This window comes from Streptomyces hyaluromycini (assembly GCF_002217755.1).
Taxonomy (GTDB): domain Bacteria; phylum Actinomycetota; class Actinomycetes; order Streptomycetales; family Streptomycetaceae; genus Streptomyces; species Streptomyces hyaluromycini.
In genome coordinates, this window is sequence record NZ_BCFL01000024.1 from 362,167 (window position 1) to 386,353 (window position 24,187).

Consider the following 24,187-nt stretch of genomic DNA (forward strand, 5'->3'; position numbering starts at 1 on the left):
GCCCGCCCCTCCCGTCATCTGCGGAAGAGCTCGCTCGGACATGTTGGCCGGCTGCCGGCGAGCTGCCGGTCCACGCCCGTCAGAAGTACGGGAACGGGGCCGGCTTCCAGTGATACCGGCGACGGGTGGGGCACGGTGGATGGCGCCGGGCCTGCGCGCTCCGGTCCGTTCGGAAAGCCGTGAAGGCCTCGTTGTCAGTGGTGGGAGGCAGGATGCGGGGCATGACAACACCTGCAGCAGAGATCGTGGATGCCGCCGCCTACGCACAGGCCGTCCAGGACGCCGTCGGTTCGGCGGCCGCCTACTACGCGGGCGGCACGTCGCCGCTGGACGACGACGCCTACGACCGGCTGGTGCGCGGGATTGCCGCGTACGAGGCCGGACACCCCGAGCAGGTGCTGCCCGACTCCCCCACCGGGAAGGTGGCCGGCGGCGCCGTGGAGGGCGATGTCCCCCACACAGTGGCGATGCTGAGCCTGGACAACGTGTTCTCCGCGGAGGAGTTCACCGCCTGGACCGAGTCTCTGGCCCGCCGTGTCGGGCACCAGGTCACCCGCTTCCACGTCGGGCCGAAGCTGGACGGCCTAGCGGTCGCCGCCCGCTACACCGAGGGCCGGCTCACCCGGCTGATCACCCGCGGGGACGGAACGGCCGGGGAGGACGTCTCGCACGCGATCGGCACCATCGAGGGACTGCCCGAGCAACTGGCCGAGCCGGTCACCGTGGAGGTGCGCGGCGAAGTCCTCATGACGACCGCCCAGTTCGAGTACGCCAACGAAGTCCGCACCCAGCACGGCGGGCAGCCGTTCGCGAACCCGCGCAACGCCGCCGCGGGCACGCTGCGGGCCAGGGAGCGCCTCTACACGGTGCCGATGACCTTCTTCGGCTACGGGCTCCTCCCCCTGCCCGGCGCCGACCCGGTACTCGCCGAGCGGCTGAACGCGTCCGCGCACAGCGACCTCATGCACCTGGTCGCCGGCTTCGGCGTGCACACCAGCACCGGCACCCCGGTCCCGGACACCGTCGCCGAGACCGTGGAGCAGGTCCTCGCCCGGGTGCAGGAGATCGCCGCGGCCCGTGCCGGGCTGCCGTTCGGGATCGACGGCATCGTCATCAAGGCCGACCTCGCCGCCGACCAGCAGGCCGCCGGATCCGGCTCACGCGCACCCCGGTGGGCGATCGCCTACAAGCTCCCGGCCGTGGAGAAGATCACCCGGCTGCTGGCGGTGGAGTGGAACGTCGGCCGTACCGGGATCATCGCCCCGCGCGGCGTCCTCGAACCGGTCGTCATCGACGGCTCCACCATCACCTACGCCACCCTGCACAACCCGGCCGACATCACCCGCCGCGACCTGCGCCTGGGCGACCAGGTCATGGTCCACCGCGCCGGCGACGTCATCCCCCGCATCCAGGCCCCCGCCGCCCACCTGCGCACCGGCGACGAACAGCCCATCGCCTTCCCCGAGGTCTGCCCGCGCTGCGGATCGGACATCGACAGACGCGAGGAACGCTGGCGGTGCACGCAGGGCCGCAACTGCCACCTGGTCGCCTCCCTCTCCTACGCCGCCGGCCGCGACCAGCTCGACATCGAGGGCCTCGGCATCACCCGCGTCGTCCAGCTCGTCGACGCCGGCCTCGTCACCGACCTCGCCGACCTGTTCACCCTCACCCGCGAGCAGTTGCTCGGCCTGGACCGGATGGGTGAGACCAGTACCGACAACCTGCTCGCCGCGATCGCGGTGGCCAGGCAGCAGCCGCTGTCGCGGGTGCTGTGCGCGCTCGGGGTGCGCGGCACCGGCCGGTCCATGTCCCGCCGCATCGCCCGCCACTTCGCCACCATGGACAACATCCGTGCCGCCGACACCGAGGCGATGCAGCAGGTCGACGGGATCGGTGTGGAGAAGGCCCCTTCGATCGTCGCGGAACTGGCCGAACTCGCCCCGCTCGTCGACAAACTCGCCGCCGCGGGCGTCAACATGACCGAGCCCGGCGCCACCCCGCCCGTCCCCGCCGACGAGGCGAGCACCGACGGAGAGACGCCCGTAACCTCCGCGGAGACGGGTCCGCTGGCCGGGATGACCGTCGTCGTCACCGGCGCGATGACCGGAGCCCTGGAGAAGCTCTCCCGCAACGAGATGAACGAACTCATCGAACGCGCCGGCGGACGTTCCTCCTCCAGCGTCTCCAAGAAGACCACCCTCGTCGTCGCAGGCGACGGCGCCGGCTCCAAGCGCGCCAAGGCCGAATCCCTCGGCACCCGCCTCGCCACTCCCGCCGAGTTCGCCGCCCTGGTCGCCGACTACCTCGACTGACGCCTCCCGGGCACGGCATGTTCCGCAGCTCACAACGGTCTGCGCGACGTGAACGGGAACAAAGCCACGGCGGTTGACCGTTCACCTACACGTGACCGCGGAGGGGACAGTGTCCCCGGGCCTCACCTATAGCCCATGGGGACGATCGTCCGGCTGAAGCCCCATGGAGCCTGCCGCCGCGAGGCGACCGCCCTCCGCATGTCACCGCCCACGGCCCCGGCTGGTCTCCCCCGTCCAGCCGGGGCCCGTTCACACCTGACGGCCGGCGGGCCCACACCGTGCCGTTCAGCGCAGGTTGGCCGCTGTCAGTCAACAACGGGCCTCCCCGGGCTGCGAGGTCACACCTTGTCCGTGGGACTCGCCTCTCCGCTCAGCCCTGCGCGCATGGCGAGCAGCCCGGCCTGTACCCGGCTTTCGCAGTGCAGTTTCTCCATGATCCGCGAGACATGGGCCTTCACGGTCGGTACGCGCAGGCCCAGCCGCCGGCCGATCTGGGCGTTGCTCAGCCCGTCCGCTATCGCAGTCAGCACCTCCCGCTCGCGTGGTGTGAGCGAGCGCAGCCCGGGCGACACGACCGGCGGTGGCTCGGCGGCCGCCCGGGCCACCAGGTGGTTCACCGCCTCGGGGGCGAGGGCGTGGAGGCCGGCCGCGGTGTTCCGTACCGCGTCGAGGACCTGGCCCGGCTGGGCATCCTTGAGCAGGAAGCCATGGGCACCGGCCTGAAGCGCCGGCAGCAGATAGGTTTCGGCGTCGAACGTGGTCAGCATCAGGATCCGCGGCGGTGCGGGCAACGCGGACAGTTCCCTGGCGGCGCCCACCCCGTCCAGGCCGGGCATCTGCACGTCCAGCAGCACCACGTCGGGGGTCAGCCGGGCGCAGGCCTCGACCGCGGCTCGCCCGTCGTCGGCCTCGGCGACCACCGTGATGTCGGGGGCGGTCTGCAGCAGCAGACGCAACCCGGTGCGGACCAGGGCCTCGTCGTCGGCGAGCAGGACCCGGATCACCGGGCCTCCCCGGCGGGTTCCGCCCTAGGGCCTGTCGTTTGGATCATGCCGGCGTCGCGGGGTGTGGCACGCGCATCTGCGGCGTTGTCGTCGGTTGTCGACGCTCCGCGTCGCCGCCCTCCTCCGCCTTGCAGCTGCACGCGCCACGCCCCGCTCGGGTCGGCCGACAAGGCACCGTGAGCCAGGCCGGCCTGATCCAAACGACAGGCCCTAGCCGTCTCCTGCTCCCCGTTCGGCGCGGGTGACGCGACGGACAGCCGGACCCGGACCCGGAACACGCCGTCCCGGTTCTCGACGTCCAGGGTTCCGCCGAGGAGCGCGGCCCGCTCCCGCAGACCGCGCAGGCCCAGGCCCGCTCCCTCGTCGGCGGCCTCGCCGGGCAGGCCGGTCACCGGGTTGGTCACCTCGCACTCCAGCATCTCCCCGTTCACCCGCAGCCCCAGCGTGGCGCGGGCGCCGCGGGCATGTTTGCGGATGTTGGTCAGCGCCTCCTGGACGATGCGGTAGACCGTGTGCTCCGCCGCCGGCGGTATCGGCCGTGCTCCGGCCACGACTTCCGTCACCGTCGCGGACCACGGTGCCCAGTCCACGGGCACGCCCGCTGCCGCCGAGTCGGCCAGCAACCGGGGCAGATCCCGCAGTGCCGGGCCGGGCTGGAAGGAACCCCCGACGGCCTCCGGGTCGCGCAGCACATCGAGGATCTGGCGCAGCTGAGCCAGCGCGCGCCTGCCGGTGACTCTGACCAGTTCGCCGGTCTCGCGGGCTCGCTCCGACTCCTGCGGGTCCACACTCAGCGCGCCCGCGTGCAGCGTGATCAGGCTCACCTCGTGAGCCACCACGTCGTGCATCTCACGCGCCAGCGCGGCCCGCTCCTCCGCACGGACCCGGCGGGCGATCAGCAGCGCCTCCCGCTCGGCCTGCTCGGCGCGCTCGGCCAGCTGCTCCAGCCTGGTGTGCCGGTACCGGATCACTGTGCCGCGCCAGGCGGGCGCGCCCACCAGCAGGACCGCCCCCATGACGCCCACCACCGGGACGCCCGTGGTGAACGGGCTGAGCGCCGCGGTGGCGTAGACGCCGTACCGTAGGGGGCTCGTCGCCCGCCGTCTGGCCAGCGAGTACATCGCGAACGGCAGGGCGGCCTGAACGGTCAGCAGGCTCGCTCCGGCGACCACGGCCGCCACCAGAGTGGGGCGGTCGCGCCGCCAGGCCAGCAGGAGCCCGGTGGCGCACTCCAGGACGGCGGAGACAGCGACCGGCAGCGGCAGCAGGGACCGCGGTGCGGCGGCCTGCAGGAGTCCTCCGGAGGCGATCAGCGCCGCCAGCACCCAGGCGACCGGCTCGGAGGGCCACTGGATCCGGGCAGGGCGGGCCGTCACCGGGGCCGGCGCAGAGGATACGGACACGCGTGCCACGGTAAAGGACCTTTCGGGTGATCGTTCCGGGAACCGCCGCCGACCGGCGCACGGTGGCCACGCTCCGCCGGGACGGGCGAGCACCGGTGGGGAGAGCGAGCGGCTCAGGGCTTGGCGCTCTCAGTGCTCTTGCCCTTGTCCTGGGCGGCCTCGTCCTCGGCGGACGGCAGGGCCTTGGTGGCGGCGACCTTCCCGTCCCGGTAGCAGATCTGAAAAGTCCGCTTCTTCTCCAGGATCACGCCCTTCTGCAGGTAGTAGTCACAGGTGGTGCCGGCCGGCGGCTCGGGCTTGTCCTGCGGCTGGAGGCCGCCGGGCTCGCCGAGTCGCTCGCGCACGGCGTCCCGGCTCTCACCGTCGTGAACGCCCTTGAACTGGGCCGCGGTGATCATGTGTGAGCTGATGTCGCCCGCGACGTGCCTGATCCCGGACCAGATACCGACTCCGGCGAGCACGGCGACTCCCAGGATTCCGAGCAGGACCTTTCCGACAACGCTCATGACAGAACTCCTTGGCTGTGGGGGTGCCGACGTCGTCCGACGTCGCCCCAGCAGTCTGTTCCGGCGCTCCGCGCTGATCGTCGCCCTGGACGAGGAACCCGACCCCCGACTTTCGTATCCCCCGCGTCCTCCTGTACGGAAAAACCGCTGGGCCCGTCGACCGGCCTGACGGTCGACGGGCCCACACACGTGAACTGGTCCGGGGAACGACCTGCCCACCCGGTCGACCCCGATTCGACCCCGCGGGGGCCTCATCAGCTCCCGGCGAGATCCAGGGCGATGTCGGTGATCATGTCCTCCTGCCCGCCGACGAGTTTGCGGCGGCCCACCTCGACCAGGATCGCGCGGGTGTCGAGGCCATGGCGCCGGGCGGCGGCCTCGGCGTGCCGCAGGAAGCTGGAGTAGACGCCGGCGTAGCCGAGGGTGAGGGTCTCGCGGTCCACCCGCACCTCGCGGTCCTGCAGCGGTCGTACGACGTCGTCGGCCGCGTCCATCAGCGGGAACAGCTCGCAGCCGTGCTCCCAGCCCATCAGGTCGGCGACCGCGATGAACGCTTCCAGGGGGCAGTTGCCGGCCCCGGCGCCCTGCCCCGCGAGGGAGGCGTCGACGCGGGTGACGCCGTTCTCGACGGCGACGACCGAGTTGGCCACGCCCAGGCCGAGGTTGTGGTGGGCGTGGATGCCGAGTCCGGTGGCCGGGTCGAGGACGTCCCGGTAGGCGCGGACCCGGTCGCGGACGCCGTCCATGGTCAGGCGGCCGCCGGAGTCGGTGACGTACACGCAGTGCGCGCCGTAGGACTCCATCAGCCTGGCCTGGCGGGCGAGTTCGGCGGGTTCGGCGAGGTGGGACATCATCAGGAACCCGGCCACGTCCATGCCCAGTTCCCGGGCGGCGGCGATGTGCTGGGCGGAGATGTCGGCCTCGGTGCAGTGGGTGGCGATGCGGACCGAACGGATGCCCAGGGAGTGGGCCTGCTTCAGGTCGTGGACCGTGCCGATGCCCGGGAGGAGCAGTGTGGTGGGGATCGCCTGGTGCACGGCGCCCACGACCGCCTCGATCCACTCCCAGTCGGTGTGCGCGCCGACGCCGTAGGTGACGCTGGAGCCGGACAGGCCGTCGCCGTGGGCGACCTCGATGGCGCGGACCCCGGCGGCGTCGAGGGCGCCGGCGATGGTACGGGCCTGGTCGACGGTGTAGCGGTGGCGGACGGCGTGCATGCCATCCCGCAGGGTGACGTCCTGGACGTACAGACGGGGACCGGTCATCGGGACGCCACCTCCGGGGCACGGTGAGCGGCCATGCGTTCCGCGGTACGCAGCGCGGCCGAGGTCATGATGTCGAGGTTGCCGGCGTAGGCGGGCAGGTAGTGGGCGGCGCCCTCCACTTCGAGGAAGACGGAGACCTTCACGGCGTCGCCGGGGGCCAGGGTGCGCAGCGGGTCGTCGGCGGCCACCCGCTCGAACTGCACCTTCTGCTTGAGGCGGTAGCCGGGGACGTATGTCTGGACGCGCGCGACCATCGCCTCCACCGATTCCGTGACCGCCGCGTCGTCGCAGTCCCCGACCAGGCAGTGCACGGTGTCCCGCATGATCAGGGGCGGTTCGGCGGGGTTGAGCACGATGATCGCCTTGCCGCGGGCCGCGCCGCCGACCTTCTCGATGGCGGCGGAGGTGGTCTCGGTGAACTCGTCGATGTTGGCGCGGGTGCCGGGACCGGCGGAGCGGGAGGAGATCGAGGCGACGATCTCGCCGTAGTGGACCGGGGTGACCGCGTTGACCGCGGCGACGACCGGGATGGTGGCCTGGCCGCCGCAGGTGACCATGTTGACGTTCGGGGCGTCCAGGTGGGCGTCGCCGTTGACGGGCGGGACGACGTACGGGCCGAGCGCGGCCGGGGTGAGGTCGACGACCGTACGGCCGAGGGCGCGCAGCACCTCGTCGTGGCGGCGGTGGGCGCCGGCGGAGGTGGCGTCGAAGACGATCGACACGTCCTCGAAGGCGTCCAGCGCCACCAGCCCGTCCACACCCTCGTGGGTGGTGGCCACCTTGAGGCGGCGGGCGCGCGCCAGGCCGTCCGAGTCCGGGTCGATGCCCGCCATGGCGACGATCTCCAGCGACTCGGAGAGCCGCAGGATCTTGATCATCAGGTCGGTGCCGATGTTCCCGGACCCGATGACGGCGGCCTTCGTGGTCATGCTGCTCCCTCGGTTCCCTCGGTGGCGAAGGTGACCCCGACCGTGCCGAGGCCCTCGATGTGCGCGGTGAACTCGTCGCCCGCGGCGGCGACCGCCATCGGGCCGAGCGCTCCGGTGAGGACGATGTCGCCGGCCCGCAGCGGGTCGCCGAGCCCGGCCAGGGTGGCGGCGAGCCAGCGGGCGGCGGTGAGCGGGCTGCCCAGGCAGTCGGCGCCGGTGCCCTGCGAGACGGTCTCGCCGTTCTTGTCCAGGGTCATCCGGACGCCCCGCAGGTCGACCCGGTCCAGCGGGACCGGTGTGCCGCCGAGGACGAACAGGCCGCTGGAGGCGTTGTCGGCGACGGTGTCGACGATCGTGATGTCCCAGCCGGCGATCCGGCTGTCCACGATCTCCAGCGCGGGCAGCGCGAAGGCGGTGGCCCGCAGCAGGTCGGCGACGGTCGGGTCGCGGTGCGGCAGGTCGGCGGCCAGGACCAGGGCGACCTCGGCCTCGACCTTGGGCTGGAGCAGCCGCCCGGCCGCGACCGGCTCGCCCTCGGCGACCGCCATGTCCGCGAAGAGGGCCCCGAAGTCGGGCTGTCCGACGCCGAGCTGCCGCTGCACGGCGGGCGAGGTCAGCCCGATCTTGCGGCCCACCGGCCGGCGGCCCGCGGCCACGCCCCGCTCGACGTGCAGCCGCTGCACCGCATAGGCGGTCTCGATGTCGCCTTCGGGGAGGAGGGCGCGCACGGGGGCGCAGGGGATGCCGGTGCGGGTGGCTTCGTCGAGGACGTCGGCCACCTTGGTGACGAGGTCAGGGCTCATGCCGACAGGTATAGGCGGGCGCCGGGAAACGAGGCAAAATATGTTCCGTGGTACGGAACAGCAATCAGGGAAACATGCTCGACAAGGCAGTGGCGGTGCTGGACTGCTATCGCCCGAACGGCGGCGCGTTCCGTCTGACGGAACTGGCCGAGCGGTCCAAGCTGCCCAAGACCACCGTGTTCCGGCTCTGCGCCGAGCTGGTCCGGCTCGGCCTGCTGGAGCGGGAAGCGGAGACCTACCGGCTGGGCGGCGCCCTCTTCGAGCTGGGGTCGCTGGTGCCGCGCCGGCAGGATCTGCGGGAGGCCGCGCTGCCGTTCCTCCAGGACCTCTTCGAGGCCACCCACGAGACCGTGCACCTCGGGGTGCGCGAGGGCCACGAGGTGGTCTACGTCGAGCGCATCCACGGCCACGACGTGCTGCGGCTGCCGTCCCGGATCGGCGGCCGGCTCCCGCTGACCTGCACCGGGGTCGGCAAGGCCCTGCTGGCGTTCTCGGGCGCCGAGCTGGTCGAGGAGGTGCTGGCCGCACCGCTCCCCCGTCTCACCCCGCACTCGGTCACGGACCCCGCCCGGCTGCGCACGGCCGTCGAGCAGGCACAGGTCGCGGGGCTCGCCTACGAGGAGGAAGAGGCCGCGGTAGGGGTCAGCTGCATCGCGGCACCCGTCTTCGACGGCCCCACGGCGGTCGCGGCGCTCTCGGTGGCCGTACCGTGCGACCGGTTCCGGCCCGCGCAGCTGGCCCCGGCGGTACGGACGGCGGCGCTGGGGCTGTCCCGGGCGCTGCGCGGGGTCAGGCGCCCAGCGGGATCGGCGTGAACATGGCCGGCTCCTGGTCCGGGGTCAGGGCGGTCGGGCCGTACTCCCAGTCGGTGAACCCGTAGTCGTACGTGTCCCGCGCCCGCATGACCGCGTTGCGCCGGAGGCGTTCCCCGCCTTCGAGGTGCCACAGCTCGCCCCAGGCGCGGGCGGTGGTCTGCACCCGGCGGCAGTGCTCGACCCGGACCGCCTGGTAGGCGGCGAGGGCCGCGTCCCGGTCCGGGGCGGTACGGGTGAGATGGTGGGCGAGCACCCAGCCGTCCTCGATCGCCATGATCGCGCCCTGGGCCATGTACTGCAGCGGCGGATGCGCGGCGTCGCCGAGCAGGGCGACCCGGCCGTGCACCCAGGTGTCCACCGGGTCCCGGTCGAGCATCTGCCACCAGCGGTCCCGCCACATGAGCGGGATGCCCCGGCGGACGGTGTCGCAGGTGGCCTCGAAGGCCGCGTCGAGCTCCTCGGGCCCGCCCCACCGCGCGTCGCCCGCGGCACCCGCGGGCGACGCATCGGCGGACGGCGACGCGAAGACGGCGACCTGGTTGAGCATCTCCCCGCCGCGCAGCGGGTACTGCACGAAGTGGCAGCGCGGCCCGACGTACACGACGACGTCCTTCTCCGCGACCCCGTTGCCCCGCACCCGCTCGATGGGCACGGCCGCCCGGTAGGCCACGTAACGCGAGCTGACCACGTCGTCGCCCACGAACTCCCGCCGCGCCACGGAGTGCAGTCCGTCGGCGGCGACGACCAGCGCGGCCTCGTCGGTACGGCCGTCCGCCAGCCGGATCCGCGCGCCGGCACCGGTGTTCTCGTACCCGACGACCTTCCGGCCGGTGCACAGCTCGACGCCGGCCGCCCGGCAGGCGCGCAGGAGGAGGGCGTGCAGGTCGCTGCGGTGGATGACCAGGTAGGGGTAGCCGTACCGGCGTTCCAGGTCGGACAGGTCGAGCCGGGTGAGTTCACGGGCGTCGAGGGCGTCGCGCATCACCATGGCCTCGGGGAGCACACCGAGGCTCCTGGCCTCGTCGAGCAGGCCGTAGTCGTCGAGGATGCGGGTGCAGTTGGGCGCGAGCTGGATGCCGGCGCCGACCTCGCCGAACTCCTCGGCGCGTTCGAGGACGCGCACCCGCAGTCCCGCCCGGGTGAGGGCGAAGGCGGTGCTGAGGCCGCCGATGCCGCCCCCGACGACGAGGACGTCGGGACGGTGCGGGCCGGTGGGGGGTGTGGGTGCGGTCATGGTCTCTTCCTTGCGTACCGGGGCAGGCTGCTCAGAGCCAGGGGGTCAGGACGGGCGCGCCGTCGAAGGGGGCCGGGCGGCCGGTGAGGTAGGCGGCGATGTCGGGGAGTTCGCCGGTGAGTTCGGCCGGGCCGCCCGGACCGGGCAGCTCCCAGCGGTGGCCGTCGGACCGCAGGACGAGGGCCGGGCCGGTGGCCGCGGCGGCCCGTCTGGCGACCACGTCGTCGCAGAGCGCGGCGAGGAAGCCGGCCGGGAGGTCGGCGAAGGACACTCCGTTGGCGAGGTCGACTGCGTGCACGTACACCTCGCGGGCGCGCAGCCAGGGTAGTTCGGTGGCCGCGACGGTACGGCCCTGGCCGGTCACGACCGGCGACCGCCACCGGACCTCGTCGAGCGCGTCCATGGCGTCGGCGAGGGTGCCGGCCGACCGCCGCAGCCATGCGGTCAGTTCGGTCGCGGGCCGCCGGGCACCGTGCTCGATGCCGGCGGCGCGTTCCTCGGGCGAGGCGTACATCGGGGTCGGCGAGCCGGTGGCGGCCCAGTGCACGAGGTTGCCCAACGCGTCGGCGTTGGCGGCCACATGGGCGACCAGGTGGCGTCGGGTCCAGCCGGGCAGCCCGCTGGGCGGGTCCAGGTCGGCGTCGGCGGCCCGGAGAAACAGCTCGGTGCCGGACCGTACCCAGCGCCGGGCGTCCGCGAGGGTACGGCTGGTGTGGCCGGTACGGCTGGTGTGGCCGGTACGGCTGGTGTGGCGAGTATGGCTGTTTTGGCTGGTGTGGCGAGTGTGGCTGTCTTGGCTGGTGTGGCTGTCATGGCTGGTGTGGCTGGTGTGGCTCATCGGGCCGACGTCTCCCGTACGACCCGGTTGACCAGCCGCCCGATGCCCGCGATCTCCGTGACGACGGTCTCGCCGCCCAGCAGGAAGCGCTGCGGCTCACGGGCCTGGCCGACCCCGCCGGGCGTGCCGGTGGCGATGAGGTCGCCGGGGTTGAGCCGGACCATCGTCGACACGTACTCCACCAGCGCGACCGGGTCGAAGAGCAGGTCTCCGGTGGAGTCGGACTGCATCACCTCGCCGTCGACGGCCAGCCGGATGTCGAGCACGGGCCGCACACCGCCCGGCAGTTCGTCCGGGGTGACGAGATACGGCCCGACCGGTGTGCTGGAGTCCCACGCCTTACCCTGCAGCCACTCCCGGGTGCGGAACTGCCAGTCCCGGCAGGTGATGTCGTTGAGGACGGTGAACCCGGCGATCGCCGCCGCGGCCTCGGCCCCGCGTGCCCGCCGCACCGTCCTGCCCACCACGACGGCGAGTTCGGCCTCCCAGTCGAACTGCCCGGTCTCCTCGGGCCGCACGATGTCGTCGCCCGCGCCGATCAGGCAGTCCGCGAACTTCGCGAACAGGGTGGGGTGTTCGGGCAGGTCGCGGCCCATCTCCTGGATGTGGTTGCGGTAGTTGAGGCCGACGCACACCACCTTGGAGGGGGCGGGGACGACGGGGGCGAAGTCGGCGCCGGCCAGCGGGTAGGCCGGGCCGGTCGCCGTGGCGGCGAACTCCCGCCAGCCGTCCTGGCGCAGCACGGCGCCCACGTCCGGGAGGCCGAGGTCGACCAGCACCCCGCCGGTCCCGCCGGTCCCGCCTGGCTCACCGCTCCCGCCGCTCTCGCCGCTCTCGCCGTCGAGGCGTACGGCCCGGGTGGTGGCGCCGGTGCGCAGGGTCGCGAGCTTCATCGGGTGGTTCCTTCCACGTGCGTGCGGTTGAGCCGGAGGGCCTCGAAGACCGGGGAGTCGCTGAACCGGAACAGGTCCAGCGCGCCGGAGTCGGAGTCGGTCGCCCCTGCCTCGGAGCGGACCGACAACGGCTGCCAGGAGGGCACGACGAACAGGTCGCCGCGCGTGACGGACCAGGACGTCTCCCCGACGGTGACCGTGCCGGAGCCGTCGAAGACCTGGTACACCGACGAGCCGGTCTCGCGGACGGGCGCGGTCTCGGTGCCGCGCGTGACGCGGTGCATCTCGGCGCGGACGGTGGGCAGCACGTCGGCGCCGGTCGCCGGGTCGGTGAAGCGGACGGCCGCGTGGCCGGGCTCGACGGTGCCGGCGAACCCCTCAGACTCCAGGGCGAGCTGGTCGGCGAGGGCGCGGTCGGTGTGCTCCCAGCGGTAGGCCAGGAGGGGGGTGCCGGGGGCGGCGGCCTCGGCTGCCTCGGCGGCCGCCACCGGCCTGAGGCCCGGATGCCCCCACAGGCGCTCGGAGCGCGAACGCTCCGGGGTGATCCGCTCGGCGTCGCTGATCTCGTCCCGGCCGAACTCGAAGAACTGCGACTCGGTGAGGTACTGGAACGGGATGTCCAGCCCGTCGATCCAGGCCATCGGCTCGGCGGTGGCGTTGTGGTGGGCGTGCAGGTGCCAGCCGGCCTGCGGCAGGAAGTCGCCGCGCCGCATCGCGACCGGGTCGCCGCCGACGACCGTCCACACACCCTCGCCCTCCACCACGAACCGGAAGGCGTGCTGGGTGTGGCGGTGCTCGGGGGCGTCCTCGCCGGGCATCAGGTACTGGATCGCGGCCCACAGGGTCGGCGTCGCGAAGGGCCGGCCGGCGAGCGCCGGGTTGGCGAGCGCGATGGCACGGCGCTCGCCGCCGCGGCCCACCGGGACCAGGTCGCCGGCCTGCGCGGCCAGGGCGCGCAGCTGCCGCCAGCGCCATACGTGGGGCACGGCCCGGGAGCGCGGGTGGGCCGGCATGAGGTCGCCGATCTCGGTCCACAGCGGGACGAGGAGCTCCCGCTCGAAGCCCCGGTACAGCTCTTCGAGGGCCGGGGTGACCTCGGGCTGCCCCGGCGCCGCGGTGGCCCGGAGGCGGACCGGGGAGTCCGTGGCCCGGTCTGGGGTAAAGGTCTGCGTCACACCCCTCAGGGTGCGCCGTGTCCACCTGGAAGACATGGAGATTCTGGACAGCAGAATTCCGTGTCACCCTGGAGAGATGGACAAGCCGCTGAAGAATCCGCCGCCCTACGCCATCGCGAGTGTCGACCACGCGCTGCGCGCCGCGGCGATGCTCCAGCTGGAGGGCGGGCTGACCGTGTCGCAGATCGCCGAGCGGCTGGGCGTGGCCCGGTCCACCGCGCACCGGCTGCTGGCCATGCTCGTGTACCGGGACTTCGCCGTCCAGGACGAGGACCGGGTCTATCGCGCCGGGCCGGTCCTGGAGCTGGCCGCGCACTCGCAGTCGCAGGTGTCGCGGCTGCGGGCGGTCGCACTGCCGCATCTGCAGCGGCTGGTCGAGCTGCTGGAGGAGACGGCCAACCTCGTCATCCGCACGGGCGACTCCGTCCGGTTCATCGCCAGTGCGGAGTGCGCGCGGGTGCTCCGGGTGGGGTCCCGGGAGGGGATGGTGTTCCCGGCGCACCGGACCACGGGCGGACTGCTGCTGCTGGCGGATCTGCCGGAGGAGGAGCTGGCGGAGGTGTACGCGCAGGAGCGGTACCGGGACCGGCCGGCCGAGCGGCCGGACCTCGCCGGGCTGCGGCGGGAGCTGGCGCGGGTGCGGCGGGGTGGCTTCGCCGTGAACCGGGAGCGGTCGGAGCGGGGGCTGGTCGCGGTGGGGGTGCCGGTGCGGGGGGCCGACGGGCGGGTGGTGGCGGGGCTTTCGGTCTCGCTGCCGAGCGTGCGGTACGAGAAGGGCCGGCTGGGGGAGTTGGTGGCGGCCTTGGGCGGAGTGGCTCGGGGGATCGAGGGTGAGCTCGTCTAAGGGGGTGGGGGGTGTTGTGGTGTCACGGCTGCGGGCTATCTGTGGCTGGTCGCGCCCACGCGGCGGAGCCGCATATCGACGACGCCCCGCGCCCCTGACGGGGCGCGTTAAGCTGGCCCCGCAGCTGGTTCGTCCCGTTCGCCAGATGGGATGTCGTAAGAGGGAACCCGGTGTGAGTCCGGGACTGCCCCGCAGCGGTGAGCCTGGCCGCCGTCGGCGGGCTGCCCGGAAAGCGGTGCTGGTCGCCGGTGTCGTCAACGGCCGCAACATCTGGGTCAACGACCTGACGGCGTCCCTCACCACCCTCGGCACCCTGCTGGGCCTCGCCGGCTGGGTCGACGTGGCCGCTTCCTGCTCCCTCCTCCACGTGCTGCTGGACACGGCCGCCGAGCGGGACATCGCACCGCAGATCCTGCGCTGGCTGGCCTTCGCGAAGCAGAAGACCGCCGAGATCGTCACCCTCGCCAGGGGCCTCGCCCAGGGCCCCGACACCATCGCCGCCGAACTCGCCGCCAACCGCGCCGACCTGGCCTCCCGGGCGGGTTCACCGATCACCCGCGATCCCGCCGTCCGCGCCCGGTGCGCCGCCGTCACCCCGACCGACGCCCGCCGCCGCCAGCCGTACGGCGAACGCTCCGCCGCCCAACGCGCCCACCTGCGGCTGTCGTTGCTGCCCACGACGACCATCGGCTCGTTCCCGCCGACCGGCGAACTGCGCGCCGCACGGGCGGACTTGCGGGCGGGCCGGACCGACACGGCCGGATACGAGGAGCGGGTGCGGGCCGCGTTCCGGGAGGTGGTCGCCTTCCAGGAGAAGGCCGGTCTGGACGTCCTGGTGCCGGCGAACCCGAACGCAACGACATGGTCCAGTACTTCGCCGAGCAGCTGACGGGGTACCTGGCCACCCAGCACGGCTGGGTCCAGTCGTACGGCACCCGGTACGTGCGCCCGCCGGTCCTGGCCGGTGACATCTCCCGCCCCGAGCTGATGACGGTGCGCTGGACGTCGTACGCCCAGTCCCTCACCGACCGCCCGGTCAAGGGCATGCTGACCGGGCCGGTGACCATGCTGGCGTGGTCGTTCGTCCGGGACGACCAGCCGCTCGGCGACACCGCCCGGCAGGTCGCCCTCGCCCTGCGCGACGAGGTGAACGGCCTTGAGGCCGCGGGCACTTCGGTCATCCAGGTCGACGAGCCCGCGCTGCGCGAGACCCTGCCGCTGCGGGCCGCCGACCGGGCCGGGTATCTGGCGTGGGCGACCGAGGCATTCCGCCTGACGACCGGCGGAGTCCGGCCGGAGACCCAGATCCACACGCACATCTGCTACGCCGAGTTCGGCGACATCGTCCGGGCCATCGACGACCTCGACGCGGACGTCATCAGCCTGGAGGCGGCCCGCTCGCACATGCAGGTCGCCCGCGAACTCGCCGCGCACGGCTATCCGCGCGAGGCGGGACCCGGGGTCTACGACATCCACTCGCCCCGGGTGCCGAGCCCGGCGGAGGCCGCCGGCCTGGTGCGGACCGGCCTGCGGGCCATCCCCGCCGAACGGCTCTGGGTCAACCCCGACTGCGGGCTGAAGACCCGCGGCTGGCCGGAGGTCCGGGCCTCCCTGGAGAGCCCGGTCGCGGCGGCACGTTCGGTGCGCGCGGAGCTGTAGCCGGGTCCTGGTGCGGGTGCCGGACGGCGTACTGTCGTGCGCGTCCGGCGCCCGCCGCCGGCACCTGACGGACGACCATGGAGAAACCGCCCCGTGACCTGCCGAGTCATCCTCATAGCCCCGGCCTTCACCCCCTCGCTGCGGCGGGCCCGCTTCTACGACGGCGACTCGATCGAGAACCCCGGGGCGGTGGCACTGTCCCTGCCGGCCGCGGGCGAGGTGGTGCACTCCCCCAGCGTGCGCTGCCGGGAGACGGCGGCCGCGCTGGGCCTCGACGCCTCGGCGGAGCCCGAGCTGTCGGGCCTGGACGCGGGCCGTTGGCGGGGCCGGACGCTGGAGGAGCTCGGCGCCGCCGAACCCGACGCGCTGCTCCGGTGGCTGACCGACCCGGAAGCCGCGCCGCACGGGGGCGAGTCGGTACGGGAGTTGTGCGGGCGGGTCACCGGGTGGCTGGACCGGACGGGCCTGACCATCGGCAGGACGATCGCCGTGGTGGAGCCGGAGGTGGTGCGGGCCATGGTGCTGCACGTGCTGGGGGCGCCCGAGGCCGCGTTCTGGCGCGTGGACACCCCGCCGCTGTCGGCGACGGAGATCACGGGCGGGCCCGGCCGCTGGAACCTGCGGCTCGGCCAGGTCGGCGGGTAACCCCGGCGGGGCGCCGGAAATGCGGTGGAGCGGTGTGCCGCGTCCTGCCTAGGGTCGCGCCATGACCACCCGCATCTTCCGCGTCACCGTCCGCGGCGTCTTCGACGGCCTCGGTGCCGCACAGCGCGCCGAACTGCTCTCCCGGGCCGCCGAGCACGACGTGCTGCGCGCGGCCTTCACCCCCGAGGGCCACCTCAGTTACGACATCGCCGCCCGCCCCGCCTTCACCTTCCGCTTCCAGGACAGCGGGGAGGAAGAGGAGGACATCCTGGAGGCGACCGAGCGCGCCGAGGAGGCGGCCAGGGCGTGGCTGACCGAGCGCGGCTACGGCTACAAGAACCTCAGGTCCAGCGCGGAGGACCTCTCCCAGGCGCCCCTCGGCAAGCGGCAGCGCAGGGCGGCCGCGCAGCAGCAGGGCTGACGGCTCACGGAAACGGCCACGGCGGCCTGAAGTCGCCGTGGTTCAGGTCACGTCGGGTTGTGGCCGGATTGTGGGGACCCTGTGTCGCGGGCATGGCATGCTCGGGGCCGCACCGGGTTACCGACCAGTTCTACCCGTCGGTAACCACGGGTGCCTCTTCGCCACCCCCACCCTCAGGACCGACCTTGCGCAGACGCACGAGGCCAGGGCATGCCCTCATGCCCGCCTTCGCCGTGACCGCCCTTCTCCTCGCCGTCGGCTGTTCCTCGCCGCAGCACCAGACCTCCACCGGCGGCGACTCCCGGGAGACCGCCCGGGTCTCCGACGGCGCCACCGCCGCCGCCCGCACGGACGGCCGGGCACTCGCCATCGCCGCCGCACCCGCCGCCACCGCGACCACGGCCGCCGGCTCGGCGGGTACGAACCGGCCGGCCCACCGCACCACGCTCACCGTCAGCTCGTACGACGGCAAGACCCGACGTGCCGTCATATCGAGCGTCGCGAAAGGGAATTCGGCGGGAACGGGGAGTCCGACTGCCCCGGCCGTCTCCTCCAGCCCCACGCCATCGACCTCCGCCTCGACCTCCGCCTCGACCTCCGCCTCGGCCCCCGCCCGGCGGGCCGCCGTCGGTGACGTCATCGCCAGTACCCCCGCGCCCGGCGCCCCGGACGGGCTGCTCGCCAAGGTGACCAAGGTGCTCGGCGAGACCGGCGCGGGCACCGAGGTGCAGACCGAGCCCGCCACCCTCGACACCCTCCTCGGCGACGACACCGCCAAGGGCACCGTGCCCGTCGACCCGGCCGCCTTCGACGTCGACAAGCTGCTGCCCGACGTCAAGGTGTCCTGGTCCCGGTCCGGTGATGTGCACGTCGGTCCCGAGGGCGCCACCGTGCCGCTCGGCAGCCTCCGGCTGGACGTCAGCACCGAGGTACCGGCCGCCCAGGGCGCCCCGGCGTCCGCCGCGGCCTCGGTCTCCGGCTTCGTCCAGGTCGCGCCGCAGGTCGACTTCGCCTACGGCGGCGCGGGCACCGGCACCGCGCCCGGCTCCGCCTACCTCGGCGTCTTTGGCGACTGGGACTCCGGCTGGGCGGTCAGGGGGCGGGCGGCGGCCACGGCCACCCCGCTGCGCATCCCGTTCGCCAAGCTGCACGCCGACCCGGTCCTCCAGGTCGGCGTGGTCCCCGTCGTCGTCAACCTCGACCTGACCTGCTACCTCCAGGTGAGCGGCGACGGAAAGATCTCCGTCGACGTGGAGCAGAACCTGAAGGGCGACTTCAAGGCGGGCGGCACCTTCGGCGCGGCCCAGGGCTGGACGCCGGTCAGCAGCTCGACCATGACGAGCACGCCGGTGCGCACCTCGGTGACCACCGCGGGCAGCGTCAGGACCACGCTCGGCGCCGAGGCCTCCGTCGGCCTCTACGGGAGCGTCGGCGTCACCGCCGACCTGGCGCCGTACCTGCGCGGCGAGGCGACCGGCACGGTCACCGCCACCTCCGCCACCCCGGGCGCGGACGTCCAGGGCGCCTGGAACCTGTACGGCGGTGTCGACCTCTCCGGCACCCTCCGTCTCCAGCTGTCGGTCTTCGGCACACCGGTGCTGGAACGGGGCATCCCGCTGGGCGCCCTGCACCGCGAGTGGAAGCTGGCGGGCGGCAGCCTCTGACCCCGGGTCAGGCCGCGCCGCCCGGTATCCAGCCCTGGCCGCGCAGCACCGCCGAGACGTCCGGTGCCCGGTAGTGCTCGCCCTTGAGCACCTTGCCGTCGGCCCGGCGGGCCACCTGCCCGTCGGGCCCCAGCTTGCTCATGTTGGACCGGTGGATCTCGGCGAGCACCGCGTCGAGGTCGATCCCGTGCACCAGCGCGGTGCCGTACGCCACGTAGACCACGTCCGCCAGTTCGTGTGCGAGCCGGTCGAGGGGCCCGGCCACCGCGACCTCGGCGACCTCCGCGGCCTCCTCGGCGAGCAGTTCCCCCCGGTGCGCGGCCAGTTCGGGTGACACCTCGGTCGGCGTGGTGCGGGCGTCCAGGCCGAAGGCGTGGTGGAACTCCCGGACGAGGCGGGCGGGGGAGGTACCGGTCGGGGCACCGGGGACGGAACTGGTCATGCGAACGACTCTAGCCGCCGCCACTGACAGTCCGGGGCCGCCGCCCTGCCCCCCGGCCCTGGTCAGGACCGTGCCCTGCTGGCAGGATCGCGCGCATGCCCAAGGTCTTCCCCCGTATCGGCAGGCGTCGCGCGCTCCAGGGCGCGGCCGCCTGTTTCGTCGCGTCCGGCCTGCTGCTGTGGTGGCTGCTGCCGCTGGGCGAGAAGCCGCCGACCGGGACGATCACCTTCAGCACCGGGACGCTGCGCGGCGTCTACCAGGAGTACGGCGAACGGCTGCGCACCGAGCTGGCCAAGGACATGCCGGGGCTGAAGGTGAAGCTGGTGCAGAGCAACGGGTCGTACGAGAACGTGCAGCGGGTGGCGACCGGCCGGGCCGACTTCACCATCGCGGCGGCCGACGCGGTGGAGACGTACGAACTGAACGGCGGGCAGGGCGCCGGAAAGCTGCGCGGGGTGGCCCGGCTCTACGACGACTACGTCCAGCTCGTCGTGCCCAGCGACTCGGGGATCACCAGCGTCGCGCAGCTGCGGCACAAGCGGGTGGCGATAGGGCTGCCCGACTCGGGGGTCCGGCTGATCGCCACCCGGGTGCTCAGGGCCGCCGGGGTGGACCCGGCGAAGGACATCACACCGGTGTCCGAGGGCATAGACACCGGCCCGGACCAGCTGCGGCGGGACCGGATCGACGCGTTCTTCTGGTCGGGCGGGCTGCCGACCAAGGGGCTGCTGGACCTGGCCAAGAAGTTCAGCTTCACGTTCGTGCCGATCGGCGGGAGCCTCGTCACCAAGCTGCACACCGAGGGCGAGGCCGCGCTCTACTACCGGGCGACCAACATGCCGGAGTCGGCGTACCCGTCGGTGCAGCAGGGCACGGCGGTGCCCACGATCGCCGTGTCCAACGTCCTCATGACCCGCAAGGACGTGGACCCGCGTCTCACCGAATGGGTGACCCGCACGGTCATCAAGAGCCGCGACGACATCGGCAACCACGTCCACTCGGCCCAGCTGGTGGATTTGCGCACGGCAATCTACACGGACCCGCTACCGCTACAGGAAGGGGCCAGGCGGTACTATCGCTCGGTGAAGCCATGACTGTGCAGCGCCCCTGATTGCAGCGCCCCGTCAGGGGCGCGGGGAACTGCGCGACAAGCCCCCACCGGCCCGCACCCGACCCACAACCGCACCCACCCCTCCGTCACCCACTCCGCGGCACCGAAACCGTCACCCGCAACCCCCGCGGCTCACTGTGCTCGTACGACAGCGACCCCCCGCCCGTCGCCAGCAACGCCCGGGTGATCGACAGCCCCAGCCCCGACCCCTTCACGTTCTGATGCCGCCCGCTCCGCCAGAACCGGTCCCCCACCCGCGCGAGTTCCTCGTCGGTCAGTCCCGGCCCCGTGTCGGTCACCACGACCGTCGACACGTCACCGGCGGCCGTGACGGTCACGGTCACCGTGCCCCCCTCCGGTGAGAACTTCACCGCGTTGTCGATCACCGCGTCCAGCGCGCTGGACAGCGTGACCGGGTCGGCCCACCCGGTGGTCGGCGTGCAGTCCCCCGTCAGCCGGACCCCCTTCGCCGCGGCGGCCGGTGCCCACGCGGCGATCCGCTCCTCGGCCAGCCGCCCGATGTCGGTCAGCATCAGCTCCGCCTCGGCGTGCTCGGCCAGCGCCAGGTCGAGCAGGTCGTCCAGGACCTGCGCGAGCCGCTTGCCCTCGGTGCGGACCGAGGCGATCTCCTCGTTGTCCTCGGGGAGTTCGAGGGCGAGCAGTTCGATGCGCAGCAGCAGCGCGGAGAGGGGGTTGCGCAGCTGGTGGGAGGCGTCGGCGACGAAGGCCCGCTGCTGCTCCAGCACGTCCTCGACGTTGTCCGCCATCTCGTTGAACGCCCGGGCGAGCCGCCTGAGTTCCGGCGGACCGCCGGCCGCCGCGACCCGGGACTTGAGCCGGCCGCTGGCGATCGCGTGCGTGGTGGCGTCGAGGACCCGTACCGGCCGGAGCACCCACCCGGTCAGCCGGAGCGCCGCGCCGACGGCGAGCAGCATCGCCGCGCTCTCGCCGGCGCCGATGAGCAGCCACTCGCGCAGGGTGCGGGAGCGCATCGGGCCGGTGGGCGAGTCGGTGACCACCACGGCGACGACGTCTCCGTCCCTGATCACCGGCGAGGCCACGACCAGCCGGCTGCGCTGCCAGGGCCACACCTGCTCGGGGTCGTGGCTGCGGCGGCTGAGCAGGGCCTCGTCGAAGGCCTCCCGGACCTCGCCGGCCGTCGGGAGCACCCAGTCGTCGGGCGCGTTGGCCATGGAGGAGGCGTTGCGGTAGAAGACACCCGCGCGGATGCCGTAGACGCCGTAGTAGCTGGCCAGTTCGCGGCGGAGGGTCTCCAGGCGGTCGTCCGTGCGCGTGGGGCGCGCGGTGGTGGGCGTGTCGGTCACGAACTGGGCGAGGGCCGCGAACCGCGCGGTGTCGTCGATGCGGTCGACGACGACCTTCTGCTGCTGCGCGTAGGCCGTGCTGACGGCGAGTGGCACGCCGAGCGCGAGCAGCACGGCCGCCATCAGGACGATGAGCAGCGGAAGGAGACGTGTGCGCACCCGTCCCCGCTACGCGGCCGGGGCGACGAGCCGGTAGCCGACGCCGCGTACGGTCTCGATGAGCGCGGGCAGGCGCAGCTTGGCGCGCAGGGAGGCGACATGCACCTCAAGGGTGCGGCCGGTCCCCTCCCAGCTGGTGCGCCAGACCTCGCTGATGATCTGTTCCCGGCGGAAGACCACGCCGGGCCGCTGGGCGAGCAGCGCCAGCAGGTCGAACTCCTTGCGGGTGAGCTGGACGACCTTGCCGTCCACGCTGACCTGACGGGTGGGCAGTTCGATGCGGACGGGGCCGAGCAGCAGCGCGCTGTCGCCGGCCGGGCCGTCCTCGTGGTGGGTGCGCCGGCTGACGGCGTGGATCCGGGCGAGCAGTTCCCCGGTGTCGTACGGCTTCACCACGTAGTCGTCGGCGCCGAGGTTGAGGCCGTGGATGCGGGAGCGGACGTCGGAGCGGGCCGTCACCATGATCACCGGGGTGCTGGTGCGCTTGCGGATCTTGCCGCAGACCTCGTAGCCGTCCTGGTCGGGCAGGCCGAGGTCGAGGAGGACGACGTCATAGCCGTCGCTGTCGGGGACGAGGGCCCGGAGGGCCTCCTCGCCGCTGCGGGCGTGGGTGACGGAGAACCCGTGCCGGGCCAGGACCGCGGAGAGTGCGGCGGCGACGTGGTTGTCGTCCTCGACGAGCAGCAGTCTCATTCCGGCCCCCTCCGGTTCAGCGGTCGTACGGTCGTGGTTCGTCGTCGGCTTGTCTGCGGAAAACCCGCGCATTGTAGAAAACGCGCGCACGCGCGTGTGCACAGGGCAGTCACGCTGATGGACGCGGACGGCGTCAAGTGGGTTCCGCCGACGCGCGGTTTCCGTTACCCGGCCGATACGCGGACAGCCGGCGGCGCTACGACATGTGTCCGGCTGCTATCGGATCGTGATGCTCAGATCTCGCTCAGATGTGATGACGCTGGTCATCTGCGAAAACTAAATTCCTCCGCAACCGAGGAGGACGGAGCCCGAAAGCGATGACCGAAGTATCGGTGGCCAAGGAGGACTTGGCCGCGATCGACGAACTGGTCGCCCTGAAGAGCGTCAACAAGCACTTCGGCGCCCTGCACGTGCTCCAGGACATCGACCTGACGATCGCCCGCGGCGAGGTCGTCGTGGTGATCGGACCCTCCGGGTCCGGCAAGTCCACCCTGTGCCGCACCATCAACCGCCTGGAGACCATCGACTCCGGCACGATCACGATCGACGGCAGGGCGCTGCCCCAGGAGGGCAAGGAGCTGGCCCGGCTGCGCGCCGACGTCGGCATGGTCTTCCAGTCCTTCAACCTCTTCGCGCACAAGACGGTGCTCGAGAACGTGATGCTCGGGCAGGTCAAGGTCCGCAAGGCGGACAAGAAGCAGGCCGAGGAGAAGGCCCGTGCCCTGCTCGACCGGGTCGGCGTGGGCAGCCAGGCCGACAAGTACCCCGCACAGCTCTCCGGCGGCCAGCAGCAGCGTGTCGCCATCGCGCGGGCGCTGGCGATGGACCCGAAGGTGATGCTCTTCGACGAGCCGACCTCGGCCCTCGACCCCGAGATGATCAACGAGGTCCTGGAGGTCATGCAGCAGCTGGCCAGGGACGGCATGACGATGATCGTCGTCACCCATGAGATGGGCTTCGCGCGCTCGGCCGCGAACCGGGTGGTCTTCATGGCCGACGGCCGGATCGTCGAACAGGCCACGCCGGACCAGTTCTTCAGCAACCCGAGCAGCGACCGGGCCAAGGACTTCCTGTCGAAGATCCTGCACCACTGATCCGCTGATCCGCTGATCCGCACGGCGATCCGCGTCACGTCACCCGTCCCGCACGGACCTCGTCTTTCCCCACGCAAAGGATGTTCATCATGCAGCTCCGCAAGGTCACCGCCGCCTCTGCCGCCGTGCTCGCGCTCGCCCTGTCCGCCACGGCGTGCGGCAGCGGCGACAAGGACGACAGCGGTTCCTCGGGCGGCGGCAAGATCAAGGTCGGCATCAAGTTCGACCAGCCCGGCCTCGGCCTCCAGGAGCCCGACGGTTCCTTCTCGGGCTTCGACGTGGACGTGGCCACCTATGTCGCGGGACAGCTCGGTTACAAGCCGAACCAGATCGAGTTCGTGCAGACCAAGAGCGCCGACCGGGAGAACGCCCTCGCGCGCGGTGACGTGAAGTTCATCGCGGCCACCTACTCGATCACCGACGAGCGCAAGGCGAAGGTCGACTTCGCCGGCCCGTATCTGCTGGCCCACCAGGACCTGCTGGTCAAGAAGGACTCGACCATCGCCAAGGGCGCGGACCTCAACGGCAAGAAGCTGTGTTCCGTGACGGGTTCGACCTCGGCGCAGAACATCCAGCAGACGATCGCCCCGAAGGCCAACCTCAAGGAGGTCAGCACCTATTCGGAGTGCATCGCCGGCCTCCAGAGCGGCTCCGTCGACGCGGTGACCACGGACGACTCGATCCTCGCGGGCTTCGCCGCACAGGACAAGTACAAGGGCCAGTTCAAGCTCGCCGGCCTGAAGCTGAGCAACGAGAACTACGGCATCGGCGTCAAGAAGGGCGACACCGCGACCGCCGACAAGATCAACACGGCGCTGGAGAAGATGGTCAGCGACGGATCCTGGCAGAAGGCCGTCGACAAGAACTTCGGCCCGGCGAACTACAAGAACGAGCCGGCCCCGAAGATCGGCGTGATCGTCAAGTAAGGCATCAGGTAAGGCGGAACCCGCGCG

22 protein-coding genes, 1 pseudogene and 1 riboswitch are annotated in these 24,187 nt (G+C 72.6%); of the genes and pseudogenes, 10 read left to right on the forward strand and 13 right to left on the reverse strand.

Going from position 1 to position 24,187, the window contains the following annotated elements; genetic code table 11:
- Window positions 1–221 precede the first annotated feature (221 nt).
- Entirely contained in the window at window positions 222–2,312 is a 2,091-nt protein-coding gene (gene ligA, locus SSP29_RS32310) for an NAD-dependent DNA ligase LigA (protein WP_167450046.1), read from the forward strand.
- 338 nt (window positions 2,313–2,650) lie between these two features.
- Here ligA and SSP29_RS32315 read toward each other — a convergent pair whose 3' ends face one another.
- From SSP29_RS32315 to SSP29_RS32340, 6 genes are all read right to left on the reverse strand, one after another.
- Window positions 2,651–3,316, reverse strand: coding sequence for a response regulator (locus SSP29_RS32315; RefSeq protein WP_089104389.1), 666 nt, complete (start codon window positions 3,314–3,316; stop codon window positions 2,651–2,653).
- Window positions 3,313–4,719, reverse strand: a complete 1,407-nt coding sequence (locus SSP29_RS32320) for a sensor histidine kinase (RefSeq protein WP_145968975.1) — start codon at window positions 4,717–4,719, stop codon at window positions 3,313–3,315. Before SSP29_RS32320 ends, SSP29_RS32315 begins: the two co-directional genes overlap by 4 nt.
- A gap of 113 nt (window positions 4,720–4,832) precedes the next feature.
- Window positions 4,833–5,225: a hypothetical protein gene (locus tag SSP29_RS32325; protein WP_089104391.1), complete on the reverse strand. Its 393-nt coding sequence runs from the start codon at window positions 5,223–5,225 to the stop codon at window positions 4,833–4,835.
- A gap of 254 nt (window positions 5,226–5,479) precedes the next feature.
- A complete protein-coding gene (dmpG, locus tag SSP29_RS32330; protein ID WP_089104392.1) occupies window positions 5,480–6,490 on the reverse strand; it encodes a 4-hydroxy-2-oxovalerate aldolase in 1,011 nt (336 codons plus the stop codon).
- Window positions 6,487–7,419, reverse strand: coding sequence for an acetaldehyde dehydrogenase (acetylating) (locus SSP29_RS32335; RefSeq protein ID WP_089104393.1), 933 nt, complete (start codon window positions 7,417–7,419; stop codon window positions 6,487–6,489). Before SSP29_RS32335 ends, dmpG begins: the two co-directional genes overlap by 4 nt.
- Window positions 7,416–8,222 (reverse strand): 2-keto-4-pentenoate hydratase, encoded by an 807-nt coding sequence (locus SSP29_RS32340; protein ID WP_089104394.1) that lies wholly within the window; start codon window positions 8,220–8,222, stop codon window positions 7,416–7,418. The genes SSP29_RS32335 and SSP29_RS32340 overlap by 4 nt, the downstream gene beginning before the upstream one ends.
- A 74-nt stretch (window positions 8,223–8,296) precedes the next feature.
- Here SSP29_RS32340 and SSP29_RS32345 point away from each other — a divergent pair, with 74 nt between their 5' ends.
- Complete coding sequence (locus tag SSP29_RS32345) at window positions 8,297–9,037, forward strand: IclR family transcriptional regulator (RefSeq protein ID WP_089104395.1); 741 nt, start codon at window positions 8,297–8,299, stop codon at window positions 9,035–9,037.
- Here the strand turns inward: SSP29_RS32345 and SSP29_RS32350 are convergent.
- From SSP29_RS32350 to SSP29_RS32365, 4 genes are read right to left on the reverse strand one after another with little or no spacing between them, the layout of a single operon-like run.
- The gene (locus tag SSP29_RS32350; RefSeq protein ID WP_089104396.1) at window positions 9,012–10,271 is read right to left on the reverse strand and encodes an FAD-dependent oxidoreductase; all 1,260 of its coding nucleotides are present in this window, start codon (window positions 10,269–10,271) and stop codon (window positions 9,012–9,014) included. The genes SSP29_RS32345 and SSP29_RS32350 overlap by 26 nt on opposite strands.
- 31 nt (window positions 10,272–10,302) lie before the next feature.
- A complete protein-coding gene (locus SSP29_RS32355) occupies window positions 10,303–11,109 on the reverse strand; it encodes a maleylpyruvate isomerase family mycothiol-dependent enzyme (RefSeq protein ID WP_089104397.1) in 807 nt (268 codons plus the stop codon).
- On the reverse strand, window positions 11,106–12,002 hold the full coding sequence (locus SSP29_RS32360; RefSeq protein ID WP_089104398.1) for a fumarylacetoacetate hydrolase family protein: 897 nt from the start codon (window positions 12,000–12,002) through the stop codon (window positions 11,106–11,108). Before SSP29_RS32360 ends, SSP29_RS32355 begins: the two co-directional genes overlap by 4 nt.
- Complete coding sequence (locus SSP29_RS32365; RefSeq protein WP_368669271.1) at window positions 11,999–13,177, reverse strand: cupin domain-containing protein; 1,179 nt, start codon at window positions 13,175–13,177, stop codon at window positions 11,999–12,001. The genes SSP29_RS32360 and SSP29_RS32365 overlap by 4 nt, the downstream gene beginning before the upstream one ends.
- 76 nt (window positions 13,178–13,253) lie before the next feature.
- Between SSP29_RS32365 and SSP29_RS32370 the strand changes: the two genes are divergently transcribed.
- The 5 genes and pseudogenes from SSP29_RS32370 (at window position 13,254) to SSP29_RS32395 (ending at window position 18,410) form a co-directional block, all read left to right on the forward strand.
- Window positions 13,254–14,021 carry an IclR family transcriptional regulator gene (locus tag SSP29_RS32370; RefSeq protein ID WP_089104400.1) on the forward strand — a complete coding sequence of 256 codons (768 nt, stop codon included), beginning with the start codon at window positions 13,254–13,256 and terminating at the stop codon, window positions 14,019–14,021.
- Window positions 14,022–14,129: 108 nt separating this feature from the next.
- Window positions 14,130–14,264: riboswitch (cobalamin riboswitch) on the forward strand.
- Window positions 14,222–15,680: pseudogene (metE, locus tag SSP29_RS60175) on the forward strand (5-methyltetrahydropteroyltriglutamate--homocysteine S-methyltransferase); the annotation flags it as partial. It overlaps the preceding riboswitch by 43 nt.
- Before the next feature lie 93 nt (window positions 15,681–15,773).
- Complete coding sequence (locus SSP29_RS32385; RefSeq protein WP_089104402.1) at window positions 15,774–16,325, forward strand: histidine phosphatase family protein; 552 nt, start codon at window positions 15,774–15,776, stop codon at window positions 16,323–16,325.
- A 61-nt stretch (window positions 16,326–16,386) separates the two neighbouring features.
- Window positions 16,387–16,746, forward strand: coding sequence for a DUF6204 family protein (locus tag SSP29_RS32390; protein WP_089104403.1), 360 nt, complete (start codon window positions 16,387–16,389; stop codon window positions 16,744–16,746).
- Window positions 16,747–16,964: 218 nt separating this feature from the next.
- Window positions 16,965–18,410 carry a hypothetical protein gene (locus SSP29_RS32395; protein WP_089104404.1) on the forward strand — a complete coding sequence of 482 codons (1,446 nt, stop codon included), beginning with the start codon at window positions 16,965–16,967 and terminating at the stop codon, window positions 18,408–18,410.
- A 7-nt stretch (window positions 18,411–18,417) separates the two neighbouring features.
- Here SSP29_RS32395 and SSP29_RS32400 read toward each other — a convergent pair whose 3' ends face one another.
- Window positions 18,418–18,852 (reverse strand): pyrophosphohydrolase domain-containing protein, encoded by a 435-nt coding sequence (locus SSP29_RS32400; RefSeq protein ID WP_089104405.1) that lies wholly within the window; start codon window positions 18,850–18,852, stop codon window positions 18,418–18,420.
- 95 nt (window positions 18,853–18,947) lie between these two features.
- On the opposite strand from SSP29_RS32400, the gene SSP29_RS32405 reads away from it, so the two are divergent.
- The gene (locus SSP29_RS32405; RefSeq protein WP_089104406.1) at window positions 18,948–19,946 is read left to right on the forward strand and encodes a TAXI family TRAP transporter solute-binding subunit; all 999 of its coding nucleotides are present in this window, start codon (window positions 18,948–18,950) and stop codon (window positions 19,944–19,946) included.
- A gap of 103 nt (window positions 19,947–20,049) precedes the next feature.
- On the opposite strand, the gene SSP29_RS32410 is transcribed toward SSP29_RS32405, so the two are convergent.
- Window positions 20,050–21,447: a sensor histidine kinase gene (locus SSP29_RS32410; RefSeq protein ID WP_089104407.1), complete on the reverse strand. Its 1,398-nt coding sequence runs from the start codon at window positions 21,445–21,447 to the stop codon at window positions 20,050–20,052.
- A 9-nt stretch (window positions 21,448–21,456) separates the two neighbouring features.
- The gene (locus SSP29_RS32415; RefSeq protein ID WP_089104408.1) at window positions 21,457–22,140 is read right to left on the reverse strand and encodes a response regulator transcription factor; all 684 of its coding nucleotides are present in this window, start codon (window positions 22,138–22,140) and stop codon (window positions 21,457–21,459) included.
- A 317-nt stretch (window positions 22,141–22,457) separates the two neighbouring features.
- Between SSP29_RS32415 and SSP29_RS32420 the strand changes: the two genes are divergently transcribed.
- Both SSP29_RS32420 and SSP29_RS32425 read left to right on the forward strand, forming a co-directional pair.
- A complete protein-coding gene (locus SSP29_RS32420; RefSeq protein ID WP_089104409.1) occupies window positions 22,458–23,234 on the forward strand; it encodes an amino acid ABC transporter ATP-binding protein in 777 nt (258 codons plus the stop codon).
- 89 nt (window positions 23,235–23,323) lie between these two features.
- Entirely contained in the window at window positions 23,324–24,160 is an 837-nt protein-coding gene (locus SSP29_RS32425) for a glutamate ABC transporter substrate-binding protein (protein WP_089104468.1), read from the forward strand.
- Window positions 24,161–24,187 lie beyond the last annotated feature (27 nt).

Coding starts and splice junctions, on each gene's coding strand:
- SSP29_RS32415 (WP_089104408.1), bottom strand. CDS start 22,140: ATGAGACTGCTGCTCGTCGAGGACGACAACCACGTCGCCGCCGCACTC.
- SSP29_RS32345 (WP_089104395.1), top strand. CDS start 8,297: ATGCTCGACAAGGCAGTGGCGGTGCTGGACTGCTATCGCCCGAACGGC.
- SSP29_RS32355 (WP_089104397.1), bottom strand. CDS start 11,109: ATGAGCCACACCAGCCACACCAGCCATGACAGCCACACCAGCCAAGAC.
- SSP29_RS32390 (WP_089104403.1), top strand. CDS start 16,387: ATGACCACCCGCATCTTCCGCGTCACCGTCCGCGGCGTCTTCGACGGC.
- SSP29_RS32400 (WP_089104405.1), bottom strand. CDS start 18,852: ATGACCAGTTCCGTCCCCGGTGCCCCGACCGGTACCTCCCCCGCCCGC.
- SSP29_RS32360 (WP_089104398.1), bottom strand. CDS start 12,002: ATGAAGCTCGCGACCCTGCGCACCGGCGCCACCACCCGGGCCGTACGC.
- SSP29_RS32370 (WP_089104400.1), top strand. CDS start 13,254: ATGGACAAGCCGCTGAAGAATCCGCCGCCCTACGCCATCGCGAGTGTC.
- SSP29_RS32350 (WP_089104396.1), bottom strand. CDS start 10,271: ATGACCGCACCCACACCCCCCACCGGCCCGCACCGTCCCGACGTCCTC.
- SSP29_RS32395 (WP_089104404.1), top strand. CDS start 16,965: ATGCCCGCCTTCGCCGTGACCGCCCTTCTCCTCGCCGTCGGCTGTTCC.
- SSP29_RS32340 (WP_089104394.1), bottom strand. CDS start 8,222: ATGAGCCCTGACCTCGTCACCAAGGTGGCCGACGTCCTCGACGAAGCC.
- SSP29_RS32335 (WP_089104393.1), bottom strand. CDS start 7,419: ATGACCACGAAGGCCGCCGTCATCGGGTCCGGGAACATCGGCACCGAC.
- SSP29_RS32405 (WP_089104406.1), top strand. CDS start 18,948: ATGCCCAAGGTCTTCCCCCGTATCGGCAGGCGTCGCGCGCTCCAGGGC.
- SSP29_RS32425 (WP_089104468.1), top strand. CDS start 23,324: ATGCAGCTCCGCAAGGTCACCGCCGCCTCTGCCGCCGTGCTCGCGCTC.
- dmpG (WP_089104392.1), bottom strand. CDS start 6,490: ATGACCGGTCCCCGTCTGTACGTCCAGGACGTCACCCTGCGGGATGGC.
- ligA (WP_167450046.1), top strand. CDS start 222: ATGACAACACCTGCAGCAGAGATCGTGGATGCCGCCGCCTACGCACAG.
- SSP29_RS32420 (WP_089104409.1), top strand. CDS start 22,458: ATGACCGAAGTATCGGTGGCCAAGGAGGACTTGGCCGCGATCGACGAA.
- SSP29_RS32325 (WP_089104391.1), bottom strand. CDS start 5,225: ATGAGCGTTGTCGGAAAGGTCCTGCTCGGAATCCTGGGAGTCGCCGTG.